This window comes from Xanthomonas indica (genome assembly GCF_040529045.1).
Classification (GTDB): Bacteria; Pseudomonadota; Gammaproteobacteria; order Xanthomonadales; family Xanthomonadaceae; genus Xanthomonas_A; species Xanthomonas_A indica.
The window spans coordinates 991352-1006588 of the sequence record NZ_CP131914.1 but is presented as its reverse complement, the minus strand read 5'-3'; the positions used below and the strand labels follow the sequence as shown (position 1 = coordinate 1006588).

Annotated in this window: 11 protein-coding genes and 1 riboswitch; of the genes, 4 read left to right on the top strand and 7 right to left on the bottom strand. The window is 70.2% G+C overall.

Annotation, left to right across the window (positions count from 1 at the left end; translation table 11 throughout):
* The first annotated feature begins 36 nt into the window (after positions 1-36).
* Positions 37-318, top strand: coding sequence for a hypothetical protein (locus Q7W82_RS04190; RefSeq protein WP_242160154.1), 282 nt, complete (start codon positions 37-39; stop codon positions 316-318).
* Entirely contained in the window at positions 285-1070 is a 786-nt protein-coding gene (locus tag Q7W82_RS04185; protein ID WP_242160153.1) for a M90 family metallopeptidase, read from the top strand. The genes Q7W82_RS04190 and Q7W82_RS04185 overlap by 34 nt, the downstream gene beginning before the upstream one ends.
* Before the next feature lie 337 nt (positions 1071-1407).
* On the opposite strand, the gene Q7W82_RS04180 is transcribed toward Q7W82_RS04185, so the two are convergent.
* The 6 genes from Q7W82_RS04180 to dusA form a co-directional block, all read right to left on the bottom strand.
* Positions 1408-2598, bottom strand: coding sequence for a DUF1501 domain-containing protein (locus tag Q7W82_RS04180; RefSeq protein WP_019796588.1), 1191 nt, complete (start codon positions 2596-2598; stop codon positions 1408-1410).
* Between the two features lie 29 nt (positions 2599-2627).
* Complete coding sequence (locus Q7W82_RS04175; protein WP_242160152.1) at positions 2628-4214, bottom strand: DUF1800 domain-containing protein; 1587 nt, start codon at positions 4212-4214, stop codon at positions 2628-2630.
* Positions 4215-4426: 212 nt separating this feature from the next.
* Complete coding sequence (locus Q7W82_RS04170) at positions 4427-5797, bottom strand: sensor histidine kinase (RefSeq protein ID WP_184502808.1); 1371 nt, start codon at positions 5795-5797, stop codon at positions 4427-4429.
* An 82-nt stretch (positions 5798-5879) separates the two neighbouring features.
* Entirely contained in the window at positions 5880-6563 is a 684-nt protein-coding gene (locus Q7W82_RS04165) for a response regulator transcription factor (protein WP_003469280.1), read from the bottom strand.
* Between the two features lie 73 nt (positions 6564-6636).
* Complete coding sequence (locus Q7W82_RS04160; RefSeq protein ID WP_242160151.1) at positions 6637-7020, bottom strand: hypothetical protein; 384 nt, start codon at positions 7018-7020, stop codon at positions 6637-6639.
* A 425-nt stretch (positions 7021-7445) separates the two neighbouring features.
* Entirely contained in the window at positions 7446-8465 is a 1020-nt protein-coding gene (gene dusA, locus Q7W82_RS04155) for a tRNA dihydrouridine(20/20a) synthase DusA (protein ID WP_242160150.1), read from the bottom strand.
* Positions 8466-8610: 145 nt separating this feature from the next.
* Positions 8611-8864: riboswitch (cobalamin riboswitch) on the top strand.
* A 210-nt stretch (positions 8865-9074) separates the two neighbouring features.
* On the opposite strand from dusA, the gene metE reads away from it, so the two are divergent.
* Positions 9075-11366 (top strand): 5-methyltetrahydropteroyltriglutamate--homocysteine S-methyltransferase, encoded by a 2292-nt coding sequence (gene metE, locus Q7W82_RS04150; protein WP_242160149.1) that lies wholly within the window; start codon positions 9075-9077, stop codon positions 11364-11366.
* 239 nt (positions 11367-11605) lie between these two features.
* A complete protein-coding gene (locus Q7W82_RS04145) occupies positions 11606-13606 on the top strand; it encodes a choice-of-anchor X domain-containing protein (RefSeq protein ID WP_242160148.1) in 2001 nt (666 codons plus the stop codon).
* A gap of 174 nt (positions 13607-13780) precedes the next feature.
* Here the strand turns inward: Q7W82_RS04145 and Q7W82_RS04140 are convergent, their stop codons facing one another.
* Entirely contained in the window at positions 13781-15232 is a 1452-nt protein-coding gene (locus tag Q7W82_RS04140; RefSeq protein ID WP_242160257.1) for an efflux transporter outer membrane subunit, read from the bottom strand.
* Between the last annotated feature and the right edge of the window lie 5 nt (positions 15233-15237).

The window sequence follows — 15237 nt, the reverse complement described above, 5'->3', positions numbered from 1 at the left end:
CGCGTTAGAATCGGGATTCACCGCCGCTCGCCCTGGATGCCGACGATGCGCCGTTCCCTGTCCTGCCTGCTCCTGTTGCTGCTGCCACTGGCTGCCGCCCACGCGTCCAACGTGCTGGCGGAGAAGCCGCACACCGACTGCACCTACGGCGAGGCGGCCGATGCCGACAGCACGCCGACGCGTCCGCCCACGACGCATGCGCCCGCCTCCACCGGCAAGCCGGCCTCGACCACCACGGGCGGCGGCAGCGACAGCGACCTGGTGCCGCGCATGCGCATGCCGAAGTGGCACAGCTTCCTGCCGGGGATGTTCCGCTGATTCCACGCTGGCTGCGCGGACTGTGGTCGACGCCCGCCGCCATCGATGACGCCACCTGGCAGGCCGTGCGCCGCGACTGCGCCTGGGTCGCGGCCCTGGATGCGCCGCGCGAACAGCGGCTGCGCGCGCTGGCCAGCGCGTTCCTGCACCGCAAGACCATCTCGCCGCTGGGCGGCCTGCAGCTGGATGCCCGGCAGTGCGGTCTGCTTGCCGCCCTGTGCTGCCTGCCGCTGCTGGAGTACGGTGTCGGCGGTATGAGCGGCTGGTCGCAGCTGCTGGTCTACCCGGACGCGTTTCGCGTGCAGCGCAGCCATGTCGACGCGGCCGGCGTTCTGCACGAGTGGGAAGACGAGTTGATCGGCGAATCCTGGGACAGCGGCCCGTTGGTCCTGTCCTGGGCCGACGTGCAGGCCGACCTGGACGATCCGCGTGCCGGCTACTGCGTGGCCGTGCACGAGATGGCGCACAAGCTCGACGCCCTCGACGGCGTCCTGGACGGCACGCCGCTGCTGCCGCGCGCCTGGCAGCGGCAATGGGCCGACGATTTCCAGCGCAGCTACGACGCCTTCTGCGCACGCGTGGACCGCGGCCGCGCCAGCGAGATCGATGCCTACGCCGCCGAAGCGCCGGAAGAGTTCTTCGCCGTGGTCAGCGAATACCACTTCTCCGCGCCGGAGCGCCTGCAGCGCGAGATGCCCGAGGTGGCCGCGCATCTGGTGCGGTTCTATGGGCGCTCCCCGTTTGCGGACTAAGCCGCGATCGCGTCTCCAGGCAGTGCGTCAGTGACAGGGAACGGTCTTCGCCGCGATGAACGCGACGCAGCACGCGGGACGGGAGCCGAGGGCGGACAGCGTCGGGACTGAAGTCCCTCCCACAGTGCACCTACCATGCCGGCTGCAGGCTGCAGCTGTGAGAGCGACTTTCAGGGCACAGAGGCCACATCCGTCACGCTCGCGCCGGACGCAAGTCGCCCCGTAGGAGCGGCTTCAGCCGTGACGCGCTTTACCGGGACATCCTGTCGCGGCTGAAGCCGCTCCTACGGGACATGTCCCGAATGATTATGCGGTGACCTTCGCCGCGAAGAACGCATCACACCAACTTCAGATCCCGCGCATGCGCCTGCGGGAACACCTTCTGCAGCTGCGTCGGCGACAGGCCCCACATGCGGCCGAGCAGGCCGGCGAACATGTCGCGGTAGTTGGTCAGCACCGGGTAGTCGCGGTCCTGGAACAGCTTGTCCTTGCTCACCGCCACCTGCTCGCCGGCGATGCGGCCGCCATTGACCCCGCCGCCCAGCACCCAGTACGTGGTGCCGTGGCCGTGGTCGGTGCCCTTGTCGCCGTTCTCGCGGAAGGTGCGGCCGAACTCGGACAGCACCACCACCACGGTGTTGCGCCACTCCGGCCCCAACGCCTCGGCATAGGCCGACAGCCCCTCGGACAGATTGGCCAGGTTGTTGGCCAGGGCGCCATCGGTGCTGCCCTGGTTGACGTGCGTGTCCCAGCCGCCGACATCCACGAAGCCGAGCCGGTAGCGCTCGCGCATCAGCGTGGCGATGCGGCGGGTCTCGTCGGCGAAGGTGCGCGCGCTGGCGGCGCCGCGGTTGGCCTGCTGCATCTCGTCGCGCAGGGCCTGCGAGACCTGCTGGCGCAGCGCCAGGCCGTCGTGCGCGGCGCTGGCCAACTGCGTGCCGTGGTACATGCCGGCGAGGATATCGGCCTGGCGTTGGTCGAAGGCCGGGGTCGGATTGCGCTTGAGCGAGAGATTGGGAATGTCGCCGCCGCCCTGGAAACTCAGCGGCAGCGAATCGGTGAAGGCGATCGACGGCGTGCCGGTGGCGACTTGCGACAGCCGCGCCAGGAAGCCGGTGCGATAGTCGCTGCGCTGCCCGGCCGGCTGCCCGGCCTCGATGCTGTCCTGGGTCTCGAAGTGGCTGCGCGACAGGTCGTCGGTGCCGGCGAACGGCACGAACGCCAGTTGCTTGTCGTTCCACAACGGCAGCAGCGTGTCGCGCAGCCGCGGGTTCAGGCCCCACTGCGTATCCAGCGCAATGGCGCTGTTGGGATTGGCCGGATCCGGCTTGGCGATCGCCAGGCTCGGCCGCGAGGCGTAGTAGAAATCGCTGGCGTAGGGCACCAGCAGGTTGTTGCAGTCGTAGCCGCCGCGCAGGAACACCACCAACAGGCGCGGCGACGGCGCAGGCGCGGCGAACAGGCGCCCGGCGAACGGCAGGCTCGCCGCGGCGGCGGCGGACGCGAGCAGGAAGCGACGACGGTGCATGACGGATCTCCGTGCGGCGAAGGCCGCAGTCAGCGGTAGTTGAAGTCGGGGGACGCCAGCAGGTAACCGTTCCACTCCTGCTGCGAGCGCGCCTGCGCCAGCGCCTGGCGCGTGGCATCGCTCAGTTGCGGCTCGATCGCGTGGTAGTACAGCGGGGTGCTCAGTTGCGGAAAACCACCGCGCTGCTGCCCATCGACGGTGAACAGCTGGGTGTTGCCGTTGCCGATCGCGCGCGCGATCTCGAAGCGCTGCGCCATCTGCCCGGAACTGTTCCAGGCGCTGGATTGCAGCGACCAGCCATCGGGGGTGATGCGTCCGAAGCTCGGCTCGCCCATCTGGTTCAACCAGCCCAGCAGCGGTTGCGGATTGACGATGGTCTGCCCGTCGTAGGCCAGGCGCAGCGCCGAGACCAGGAACCGGTACGGATCCTTGAACTTGCGCGGCGCACCGGCGGCCATCTCCGGCGCGGTGAACATCACCTGCAGCACCGCGGCGATGTCGCCATCGCTGCGCTGGAAGGTGCGCGCCATCTTCTCCACCAGCGCCGGCGGCGGGTCGTCGGCGACAAAGTAGTCGGCCAGCTGCCGCGAGATGAAATGCGCGCACGCCGGCTGGCGCACGATCAGTTGCACCGCGCGCTCGACCTCGTCGAAACCGCCGCCGGCGATGCGCTGGCCGAGCAGGGTCTTGTCGCCGGGCTGGTGCCGGGCGGGATTGAACTCGAACGCGCCGCGGCGCAGATACTGCCCCTGCAGCGCCGGCGGCAGCTTCGGCGGCCCGTCGCGGTCGACCGGGGCGATGCCGACGCCGGTGAGGATCAGCGCCAGTTGCTGCACGTCCTTCTGCGTGTAGCCGGCATCGACGCCAAGGGTGTGCAGCTCCATCAACTCGCGCGCGTAGTTCTCGTTGACCTTGCCCTTGGCGTTCTGCGCGTTGTCCAGGTACTCCAGCATCGCCGGGCTCTGCAGCGTCGCCATCACCAGGTCGGAGAACTTGCCCAGCGCGTGCGGGCGGATCGCGTTGTCGGCGTAGTCGGCCACGGTCCAGCGCAGGCGACCCTTGTCGGCGAACACACTGAAGTGGTTGAGCCAGAACCACACCATCTGCTCGCGCAGCTGGTCCGGCGCGTAGATGGCGCGCAGCAACTGCGCCTGGCGTGCCTGATTCAACAACAGGTCGCCGCGCTGTTGCGCGGCCTTCTTCGCCGCGACCTTGGCGTCGCCGTCCGGCATGGCCTTGATCGCCTGTTGCGCGGCGGCCTGCTGTTTGAGCAGTTCCTGCACCGGCGTGTGCAGCGCCGCGTATCCGTCCAGTTGCGCGCGTACCGGCGCCGGCAGGCTGGCGTCGCCCGCGTCGTCGGCCTGCAGTTGCTCGCGCAGGAAGCGCTTGCGGCCGGCGCGCTCGAACTGCGCCACGCTGGCGCTGTCCAGGCCGATGGTCATCGACTGCAGCCAGCGCGCGTCGTCGCGCTTGATCACCTTGTCGGTGGCGGCGATGGCGGCAACGGTGAACAGCACCAGCAGCAGCGACAACAGCAGCCGCTGGGTGTTGCGCAACACACGCCGGCCGCGCACGCGCAGACGCGTTGCTGCAGGACGATGCCGGGATGCGGACATGCGGGGCTCCTGGACGAAAAGCGGCGTGAAGACCGGCGCAGTATCGCCAGCTGGACGCCGGTCGCGTTAAGCCACTGTCGGAAAGGCGGCGGACATTTGCACGGGATTCACCTGCTGCTGCGGTGCAGCGGCGCTGGCCCAGGTGAGCCCGGCGCGGTTGGCAGGGCGCTGCGGGATGCCGATCCCGGACCGGCGCCGAGGCGTCGCTGCGCCTACAACCCCGGCGGCAAGGTGACCAGGAAGCGCGCCCCGCCCAGTTCCTCGGAGCGGCTGACTTGCAGTTCGCCGCGGTAGCCCTTGACCAGGTCCTGCACGATCGCCAGGCCAATGCCGTGGCCGTGCACGCGCTCGTCGCCGCGCACGCCGCGCTGCAGGATGTGCGCCACTTCCTCCGGCGCGATGCCGGGGCCGTCGTCCTCCACCGCGATGATCAGGCCGGCGCGGCGGCTGCCGGCGGCCGGTTCCGGGCGCACGCTCAGCAGCACCCGCCGGCGCGCCCACTTGAACGCGTTCTCCAGCAGGTTGCCGAGCAGTTCCTGCAGGTCGCCGGGTTCGCCGTGGAAGCGCGCGCTCGGCTCGATGTCGAACTCGCACAGCACGCCCTTGGCCGCGTAGACCTTCTCCAGGCCGCGCACGATCTCCTCGGCGTTGGGCTCGATCGGCAGCGGCGCGGCGAACAGCTTGTGGCCGCTGGAGGCGGCGCGGGCCAACTGGTAGGACACCAGGTTGTTCATGCGCCGCAGCTGCACGTCCAGCTCTTCACGCAGCTCCGGCCCCTGCGCGCCGCTGTCGAGCTGGGTGCGCAGCACCGCCAGCGGCGTCTTCAGGCTGTGCGCCAGGTCGGCCAGGGTGTTGCGCTGGCGGTCCAGGTTCTCGCGCTCGCTCTCGATGAAGGCGTTGATGCTGTCGGTCAGCGGTTCCAGCTCGCGCGGATGGCGATCGCCCATGCGCACCGCTTCGCCGCGCTGCACCTTGGTCAGTTCGTTGATCACCCGCCGCAGCGGGCGCAGGCTCCATTGCAGGATGAAGGCCTGCAGCACCAGCAGGATCAGGCCGGCTCCGCCGAGGTTGAACCACACCCGGCCGCGGAACACACGCAGCTGCGCGCCCAGCGCGCGGGTGTCCTCCATGATGTAGATGGTGACCGGGGTTTCCTTGTCGCGGCGCACGTAGGCCAGGCCGATGCCATAGCGGTAGACCTCGCCTTCGCTGCCGTCGATCTGGGTCATCGGCCAGGGCCCGTCGAAGGTTTCCTGGCGCGGTTCGAGCATGCCGCCGCGCGGCGGCAGCGGGCCTTCGCTGGACATCGAGATCCAGCGCTCGTTGGGCATCACGATCTGCGCGTACAGGCCACTGCCGGGCCGGTCGAAATGCGGGTCCGGCGGCGGCTTGTCGTTGTTGATGTACAGCGAACCATCGCGGGCGACGTCGATGTTGTTGGCGTAGGCCGTGGCGTAGCTCTTCAGGCGCTCGCGCAGGTTGCTCAACGCGGTGTCGGCGAAGGCCTGGTCCAGTGCATAACCTGCGGCGGCCAGGAACGCCAGCAGACTGAGGCTGGCGGCGAGCAGCTGGCGCGCCTGCAACGAACGCGGGCGCCAGCGCTTGTACCACCTGGGTCGTGCCGCCACGCGGTCGCTTCCTCGGTGTGCTCGCCGGCGCCTGCGATCAGCCTTCGGTGCGCGGAATCGCGAACCGGTAGCCGCGGCCGCGCACGGTCTCGATCGGCTTCAACTCGCCGTCCGGGTCCAGCTTCTTGCGCAGGCGGCCGATGAAGACTTCGAGCACGTTGGAGTCGCGGTCGAAATCCTGCTGGTAGATGTGCTCGGTCAGGTCGGCCTTGGAGACCAGTTCGCCGGCGTGCATCATCAGGTACTCGAGCACCTTGTACTCGTAGCTGGTCAGGTCCACGTTGCTGCCACTGACGCTGACGGTCTGCGCCGCCAGGTCCAGCGCGACCGGACCGCATTCCAGGGTCGGCTTGCTCCAGCCGGCGGCGCGGCGCAGCAGCGCGTTGACGCGCGCCAGCAGCTCTTCGACGTGGAACGGCTTGACCAGGTAGTCGTCGGCGCCCTGCTTGAGGCCTTCGACCTTGTCCTGCCAGCTGGAACGCGCGGTCAGGATCAGCACCGGAAACTTCTTGCCTTCGTCGCGCAGCGCCTTGATCAGCTCCATGCCCGACATCTTCGGCAGGCCGAGATCGATGATGCCCACGTCGAAGGGCACTTCGCGGCCCATGTACAGGCCTTCCTCGCCGTCCTGCGCCGCATCCACCGCAAAGCCTTCGCGCTTCAGGCGAGCGGCCAGGGTCTCTCGCAGCGGAGCTTCGTCTTCGACCAGAAGGATACGCATGAACTCTCCCTAGTAACTTACAGGTGGCCGGTGGCCGGGGCGGTGTGTGGAACCTGAACCGAACTATCCGGACTCACGGGTGATCGTCGCGTGGTGGCTCGGGAGGCTCGCCCGAGCGCGGCGCCCGCGGCGGCGCCGTACGGCCAGGCTGCGGGTCGTCCATATAGCGTACCCGCCCGCGGCCATCCATGTACTTGACGCGGTTGATGTCGCGCCCGTCGAACGGCACGCGCTCGGCACCGAGGATCTGCCCACCGGTGGAACGCTGCACCCGGCGCACCGCGTCGGACAGCGAGCTGCCGGCATAGTCGCGGTTGCGGCCCGCATCGCGCTCCGGCGGCGCCATCACCCCCGGCATGGGCGGCTGCTGCGCACGGCCGTGCCCAGCCGCGACCGACGCCAGCGCGAGCGCGAGGACAGCGGCAAAGCGGTAGTGGCGGGAAGCGGAAGAAGTCACGACGGGCATCCTAACGGACTGATCGGAAACGTTCAAAACTTGTGAAGCGCGACACCTCTCGGGAATGAAGACGACCTCGAGAAATCGAGGCAAATTCTTGATTTTTCGGGGTGAATCCGGTCTGAACTTTTCCGGGCGCCACGGGCGACATTCAGTCAAATAAACCTGCGGCGAGCCGATGCAAAGGCCGCGCCAACGGTCTGGAGAGGCCTTCGGCAGGTGCTTCGCGGCGTCTCCCGACGGCTAGAGACTCGTCGCAAGATCCTGAACGGAATCCCTGAACGAGATGCAGAAAGCGGGAGACGAGTCCATCGCCGGTGACGCCTGTGCCGCTCCCGGCCCACCCATAAGGAGACGACGGCGATCGGCCGCCGAGCAGGGCAAACGCGTCCCGCGGCATTCCGGCTGAGCGCCCGCCGGACAGGTCAGGCCGCCGCGCGCGCCGCCCCTTCGGTGACCGCCAACGCCCGCTCCAGCAGCGCCCAGTCCGCGCCCGGCCGGTGCGCGCCTTCGCTGAGCACCTGGCGGAAGGCGCGGCCGCCCGGCTGGCCGTGGAACAGGCCGAGCAGGTGCCGGGTGATGTGCTTGAGCGCCAGACCGTCGGCCAGGCGCGCCTCGACGTAGGGGCGCAGCGCGCGCAGCAGTTCCGCGCGCGGGCGCAGCGCCGCACCGGTCAGGGCCGCGTCCAGGCGGTGCAGGACGTAGGGATCGTGGTAGGCGGCGCGACCCAGCATCACCCCGTCCACCGCCTGCAATTGCGCCTGCGCCGTCTCCACGTCGGCCAGGCCGCCGTTGAGCACCACCTGCAACTGCGGCCGCTCGCGCTTGAGCCGGTGCGCCCAGTCGTAGCGCAGCGGCGGCACTTCGCGGTTCTCCTTCGGCGAGAGGCCCTGCAACCAGGCGTTACGCGCATGCACCACGAACAGCCCGCAGCCGGCCGCGGCGACCTGGTCGACGAACGCCAGGAACACCGCATAGTCGTCGTCCTGGTCCACGCCCAGGCGGCATTTCACCGTCACCGGGATGTCCACCGCCGCGACCATCGCCGCCACGCATTCGGCGACCAGCGCCGGCTCGCGCATCAGGCAGGCACCGAAGCGCCCGGCCTGCACCCGGTCGGACGGGCAGCCGCAATTGAGGTTGATCTCGTCGTAGCCCCAGTCCTGGCCGATCCGCGCCGCCTGCGCCAGCAGCGCCGGCTCGCTGCCGCCGAGCTGCAGGGCAAGCGGATGCTCGGACGCAGCGAAATCCAGCAACCGTGCGCGATCGCCCAGCAACACCGCATTGGCGTGCGCCATCTCGGTGTACAGCCGCGCCGACGGCGCCAGCAGCCGGTGGAACACCCGGCAGTGGCGGTCGGTCCAGTCCATCATCGGGGCAACGGACAGGCGCAGCGAGGCGGCGTAGCGCGCGGGGAAGTCGGCGGCGGGGAGCGGAAGCGTCATCGGCACGGCGGGCTGGCGCCGCCGGCCGTCGGCCACAGCGCCAGGTCATTGGCTTAGGGATCAATAGCTTACACCGTCGCCATGAACGCTGCCGGGATCTGCCGACAAAAACGCCCTGGCGCTTGACCCGCCGCCCCATCCGGCCTATCGTGCGCTCGCCGAAGGTATTTATCGCTTCATTCGGATGAAGGGATGAATTTAAACGGGAATCCGGTGACGGCCGGCGCCACAAGCGCCTGCCCATTCCGGAGCTGCCCCGCAGCGGTGAATGGAAACGACCTCCGTCAATGGCACTGGGCCTGCGCATGCCGGCCTGGGAAGCGACGGACAGTAGGTGCGCAGCCGGCACGGTGCGCGTGTCCATCAGCCCGAATACCGGCCCCGGCCGGAGGACCGTGCGTCCTCCGATTCGACCTGGCGCCTCCGCGGGGAGGCGGCCGGACCGCGACCCGGCCTTGCGCCGCGCCGCGCCGTCCGCCTGCCCGCGCGGTACCGGTTCGCCCGCGGGGGCGAAGGTCGCTGGCGTGGCGGGCGGTCCGTGCGAACGGGACGCGCGGCGCGCGGTTCCTTCGTTCCTCAATGCCCTTGAACGCAATGAGGAAACGCAACATGACGATCGTGACCAACCTGGGCTTCCCGCGCATCGGTGCGCGGCGCGAGCTCAAGCAGGCGCTGGAACGCTACTGGCGCCGCGACATCGACGGCGCGCAACTGCAGGACACCGCACGCGAGCTGCGCCTGCGCCACTGGCAGCTGCAACGCGAGGCCGGGGTGGACGTGCCGCCCAGCAACGACTTCAGCCTGTACGACGCGATGCTCGACACCGCGTTCCTGTTCGATGCCATCCCGCAACGCTACCGCGCGCTGGCCGATGCCGATCCGCTGGCCGGCTATTTCGCGATGGCGCGCGGCACGCAGGAACACGGCCTGGACCTGCACGCGCTGGAAATGACCAAGTGGTTCGACACCAACTACCACTACCTGGTGCCGGAGCTGGCGCGGCGCCAGCACTTCCGCCTGCGCGGCGACAAGCCGGTGGTGGAGTTCCTGGAAGCCAAGGCGCAGGGCATCCAGACCCGGCCGGTGCTGATCGGGCCGGTGACCTTCCTGGCGCTGTCCAAGACCGTGGACGGCAGCGACCGCTGGGCCCTGCTGGACAGCCTGCTGCCGGTGTACGCCGAACTGCTGCAACGCCTGCATGCGGCCGGCGCCGGCTGGGTGCAACTCGACGAACCGGCGCTGGTGCTGGACCTGGACGAGGCCGCACGCGCCGCCTATCGCCGCGCGTATGACGTCCTGGCGCAGGCGCCGCGGCCGAAGCTGCTGCTGACCAGCTACTTCGGCGAGTTGGGCGACAACCTGGAGCTGGCGATGGCGCTGCCGGTGGATGGCGTGCACGTGGACCTGGTGCGCGGCGTGGCGCAACTGGACGCGGTGCTGCAGGCCCTGCCGGCCGGGCGCGTGCTCTCGGCGGGCCTGGTCAACGGCCGCAACGTGTGGCGCACGCCGCTGGACAACGCGCTGACCCTGGCCCGCTACGCCGCCGGCCATGTCGGCCGCGAGCGGCTGTGGCTGGCGCCCTCGTGCTCGCTGCTGCACGTGCCGGTGGATCTGCAGCAGGAGACCAAGCTGGATCGCGAACTGGTGGGCTGGCTGGCGTTCGCCAGGCAGAAGCTGCAGGAACTACGCACCCTGGCCGATGCGCTGGACGATCAGCCGCAGGCGCAGGCGGGGCTGGATGCGGCGCGCGATGCGCTGGCCAGCCGGCGCGCCTCGGCCCGCGTGCACCGCGCCGAGGTGGCGCGGCGGGTGGAAGCGCTGACCGACGACGCCGGCCGCCGGCAGTCGCCTTATGCGCAGCGTCGCCAGGCACAGCAGGCGGCGCTGCGGCTGCCGCTGTATCCGACCACCACCATCGGCTCGTTCCCGCAGACCGAGCAGGTGCGGCAGGCGCGCGCGCAGCACAAGGCCGGCAAGCTCGACGATGCCGCCTACGACGCGTTCCTGGCCGCCGAGACCGAACGCTGCGTGCGTGCGCAGGAGCAACTGGGGCTGGACGTGCTGGTGCACGGCGAGTTCGAGCGCAACGACATGGTCGAGTACTTCGGCGAGCAGCTCGACGGCTTCGCCTTCACCCGGCACGGCTGGGTGCAGAGCTACGGCTCGCGCTGCGTGAAGCCGCCGATCATCTACGGCGACGTGCAGCGCCCGGCGCCGATGACCCTGCGCTGGACCCAGTACGCGCAGTCGCTGACCGAGCGGCCGATGAAGGGCATGCTGACCGGGCCGGTGACGGTGCTGCAGTGGTCGTTCGTGCGCGACGACCAGGAACGCGCGCAGACCTGCCGGCAGATCGCGCTGGCGCTGCGCGACGAGGTGCGCGACCTGGAGGCGGCCGGCATCGGCGTGATCCAGATCGACGAGCCGGCGATCCGCGAAGGCCTGCCGCTGCGCCGCGCCGACTGGCAGGCGTATCTGGACTGGGCGGTGCAGTGCTTCCGCATCGCCGCGGCCGGCGTGCGCGATGCCACGCAGATCCATACCCACATGTGCTACTCGGAGTTCAACGACATCATCGAGGCGGTGGCGGCGATGGACGCGGACGTGATCTCGATCGAGACCTCGCGCTCGCGCATGGAACTGCTTGATGCCTTCGTGCGCTTCCGCTACCCGAACGCGATCGGGCCAGGCGTGTACGACATCCACTCGCCGCGCGTGCCCAGCACGCAGGAGATGGTGGAGTTGCTGGAGAAGGCGCGTGCGGTGCTGGATCCGCAGCAACTGTGGGTCAACCCGGATTGCGGGCTGAAGACCCGCGGCTGGGCGGAAACCCGCAATGCGTTGCAGGCGATGGTGGCGGCCGCGCAGCAGTTGCGCAATCAGCACGCCCAGGCGGCGTGACCCGGCGATGCCCGGCGCCACGTGCGCCGGGCATCACGGCACTCCCGGCATGTCCGGCATCCCAGTTCGGCGTGCATTGCTGCATTGCGTCTTTGTCCGGCAATGTGCGCTGGCTATAACCGCAGGCGAACGCGTGGCGAGGGGGCGCTGCGTCCTCGCCGACGTGCTGCCGGCGGCGCACCGCGCCGCGGTCTTCGGTATGCGCGTGGGCTTCCCAGCACCGCCACGGAGAGCGCGTCATGCCGAAGCTGTCGAACCTGTCCGCCGTCTGCGTCCTGTCTCTCGTCGTCCCCGCCGCCGCGCTGCACGCGGCCGAACTGATTCCCAAACAACTGGCCGGACCGCCGGAGGAGTTCGCGCAGATGCGCGCACCCGCCCCGGCGGAAGCGGCGATCCTGTCCAAGAGCGCGCTGCTTCCGGTGGAATTCTCCGCCGCGCGCAGCGGTGGCCCGGCGCAATGGCAGACCACGCTGCCGGTGGAGAACGGCAAGCTGCGCTTCGTGGTGCTGTCCGGTGAGCACGACTGGCAGCCGCGCCTGAGCGCACCGGCCACGGCCAGCGCACGCGCGGGCACCGCCGCCGCGACGCCGATGCTCGCGCCCAGCGCCAAGGCCACCCAGTTAGGCGCCGGCGGCGCCGCACTGCCGGCCCGCGAGTACCGCGTGGACAGCGCCGCCAACGGCGACTGGACCCTGACCCTGCAGGCAGACGGCAGCCGCACGCCGCAACGTGGCTACGTCCTGATGGAAGGCGATCCGCGCACGCAACTGGCGTCCTATCCCAGCGACCGTGCGCAACTGCAGCGCGGCCAGCGCATCGGCCTGACCGCAATGCTCGGCGGCATCGATGCACAGGGCAACGTGAGCCTGGCACGCAGCGCCGGCAGCGGCCGCATCGACACCGCGCAGCTGCGGGTGATCGCGCCGGACGGCTCCATCCGCCAGTGGCCGATGGCCGACGACGGCCGCCACGGCGACGGCGCCGCGGGCGACGGCGTGTATGCCGGCGACTTCCCGGCGACCGCCACCGGGACCTACATCGCGCAGGTGGTGGTGCACGGCCACGACGCCGGCGGCCAGGCCTTCGTGCGCACCAGCGAGCACGTGCTGCCGGTGCTGGACACCACCTTGCGCATCAACGCCGATGCGGTCGCCGCCAGCGCCCAGCCCGGCACCCGCCTGACCCTGCCGATCCCGGTGCGCATCGGCGGCGGCCAGGCGCCGGCGCATTACCGCGTGCTCGGCGAACTGTGGGGCACCGGCCGCGACGGCAGCGCGGTGCCGGTGGCCTGGCTCGGCGGCATGCTTGCGCCGCAGGATGGGCGCCTGCCGCTGAGCGTGGACGAACGCTGGATCGTCCGCGCCGGCGCGCGTGCGCCGTTCAACCTGCGCAATCTGCGCGTGGAGGATCCGGACAACTTCGTGCCGCTGGCCACGCGCGCGACGCTGCCGCTGACCCTGCCGGCATTGCGCCGCAGCAGCGTGGCGCGCAGCACCGGCGCGATCGACGAGAGCATGCGCATGGGCGAGCGCCCGGCGCAGCTGAGCGCAGCCGCCACCACCGACATGCAGGCGCAGGCCACCGGCAAGCGCCTGGTGCTGGTGCACGGCTACTGCTCGGGCGGGGTGTGGCCGGTGGCGCAGTTCACCAACGCCTCCGCGTTCCTGGACGTCAACCAGAACCGCAGCAACGACCAGTTCGCGCAGCGCCTGGCGCAGTTCGGCAGCCAGTGGAACTCGTTCGGCACCGTGGCGCACAGCCAGGGCGGCATGGCCGCGCTGCATCTGTACGTGTACTACTGGAGCGGCCTGGACAACGCCAGCGGCGGGCGCGTGATGCAGTCGGTGGGCACCCCGTACCAGGGCACCAACCTGGCCGGCATCCTGGCCGCGGTGGGCTCGTGGTTCGGCGTGGGCTGCGGCACCAACAACGACCTCACCTACGACGGCGCCAAGGCCTGGCTGGCCGGCATCCCCAACTCGGCGCGGGCGCTGGTGAACTACTACACCACCTCCTTCGCCAAGACCAACTGGTACACCAACGACTACTGCAACGCGGCCTCGGACCTGGTGCTGAGCGACCCGGAGGACGGCACCGTGGAGCAGGTCAACGGCCAACTGCCCGGCGGCGTCAACCGCGGCCACACCACCGGCGAGTGCCACACCACCGGCATGCGCGATCCGGCGCAGTACCTGGACGCCAGCCGCAACGCGACGATGAACGCCAACGCGGCGCGCTGAGGGGCGGGGATTGGGGAGTCGGGATTGGGGATTGGGGAAGCGCTGCCCGGGCATGTCCGCCTCGTGCAGCGCCGATCTCTCCCCAGTGCCGACGCCGCGGCTGGTGCAATTCGCTCGGCATGCGGTTGTTGTAGGAGCGGCTGAAGCCGTTCCTACGGTGGTGCGGGGAATACGCTAACGCGCCGCATCCGCCACAGACTCGCCGCTCTGCGCATCGGCGCCGCCGCCGAGCACCTTGTACAGGGTGACGCGGTTGCCGGCCTCGGTCAGCCGCAACGTGATCAGGTCCTGCTGTGCCGAATACAGCGAACGCTGCGCGTCCAGCGCGTCCAGATAGCTGTCCACGCCATTGCGATAGCGGGCCTGCGCCAGGTCGTAACTGCGCTGGGTGACCGCGACCAGGGCGCGCTGCGCGTCCATGCGCTCGTCCAGCTGCGCGCGCGTGGCCAGCGCATCGGCCACCTCGCTGAAGGCGCTCTGGATGGCCTGCTCGTAGTTGGCGACGTTGACGTCGCGGGTGATGCGGGCCACATCCAGTTCGGCCTTGAGCGCGCCGGCGCGGAAGATCGGCACGCTGATGCTGGGCACGAACGACCAGGTGCGGTTGCCGGCATCGAACAGGCTCGATAGCGCGCTGCTGCTGCGCCCGGTCGAGGCGGTCAGCGAGATGGTCGGGAAGAACGCCGCGCGTGCCGCGCCGATGTCGGCGTTGGCCGATTTCAGCGTGTGCTCGGCATACAACACGTCCGGGCGCTGCAACAGTACGCGCGACTCCAGCGGCGCCGATAGCGGCGCCAACGCGACGCCGCCCTCCAGCGCACCGGCCTGCGGCAGGGCATCGGCCGCCACCCGAGCGCCGACCACCAGGTCCAGGGCATTGCGCGAGGTGGCCAGTTGCGTGGTGTAGCTGGCCACGTCGGCCCGCGCGCTCTCCACGCTGGTCTGCACCTGCGCCAGGTCCAGCCCGGAGGCGATGCCTTCGCGATGCCGCGCCTCGGTAAGCGCCAGGGTCTGCCGCTGGCTGTCCAGGGTCTGCTGCGCCAGCGCCAGGCGCTGCTGGTCGGCGGCCACGGCCAGCCAGTCGGCGGCGACCTCGGCGACCAGGCTCAGGCGCGTACTGCGCTGGGTCTGTGCGGTCGCCAGGTAGGTTTCCAGGGCTTCGTCCTTGAGGCTGCGAATGCGCCCGAACAGGTCCAGTTCCCAACTGCTGATGCCGACGTCGGCCGCGTAGGTACGCGCCACCTCGGCGCGCCCGCTGGCGCTGGTGGACGCGCTGCTGCGCGAGGCGCTTTGACTGCCGCTTACGCTCACCGACGGGAACAGGTCGGCGCGCTGGATGCGGTACTGCGCACGCGCCTTGTCGATGTCGAGCACGGCCACGCGCAAGTCGCGGCTGTGCTCCAGCGCCTGCGCGAGCACGTGCTGCAGGCGTGGGTCCAGGAACACCTGGCGCCAGTCCAGCGTGGCCATATTGGCCACGGCGTCGCCATTGCCGCTGTTGCCGTCGCCGTTGGCGAAGGTCGCCGGCACCGGCGCGTCGGGGCGCGCGTAGCTTGGCGCCAGGCTGGCGCAGCCGGCGAGCAGGCCGGCGCAGGCCAGCGCCAGCGCCGAGCGGGTCAGGGACATCGGGC

Bases quoted from the DNA above. Each gene is read 5' to 3' on its own strand.
- Q7W82_RS04190 (WP_242160154.1), top strand. From the start codon at position 37: ATGCCGACGATGCGCCGTTCCCTGTCCTGCCTGCTCCTGTTGCTGCTG.
- Q7W82_RS04180 (WP_019796588.1), bottom strand. From the start codon at position 2,598: ATGCACCGTCGTCGCTTCCTGCTCGCGTCCGCCGCCGCCGCGGCGAGC.
- Q7W82_RS04175 (WP_242160152.1), bottom strand. From the start codon at position 4,214: ATGTCCGCATCCCGGCATCGTCCTGCAGCAACGCGTCTGCGCGTGCGC.
- Q7W82_RS04165 (WP_003469280.1), bottom strand. From the start codon at position 6,563: ATGCGTATCCTTCTGGTCGAAGACGAAGCTCCGCTGCGAGAGACCCTG.
- dusA (WP_242160150.1), bottom strand. From the start codon at position 8,465: ATGACGCTTCCGCTCCCCGCCGCCGACTTCCCCGCGCGCTACGCCGCC.
- metE (WP_242160149.1), top strand. From the start codon at position 9,075: ATGACGATCGTGACCAACCTGGGCTTCCCGCGCATCGGTGCGCGGCGC.
- Q7W82_RS04145 (WP_242160148.1), top strand. From the start codon at position 11,606: ATGCCGAAGCTGTCGAACCTGTCCGCCGTCTGCGTCCTGTCTCTCGTC.
- Q7W82_RS04140 (WP_242160257.1), bottom strand. From the start codon at position 15,232: ATGTCCCTGACCCGCTCGGCGCTGGCGCTGGCCTGCGCCGGCCTGCTC.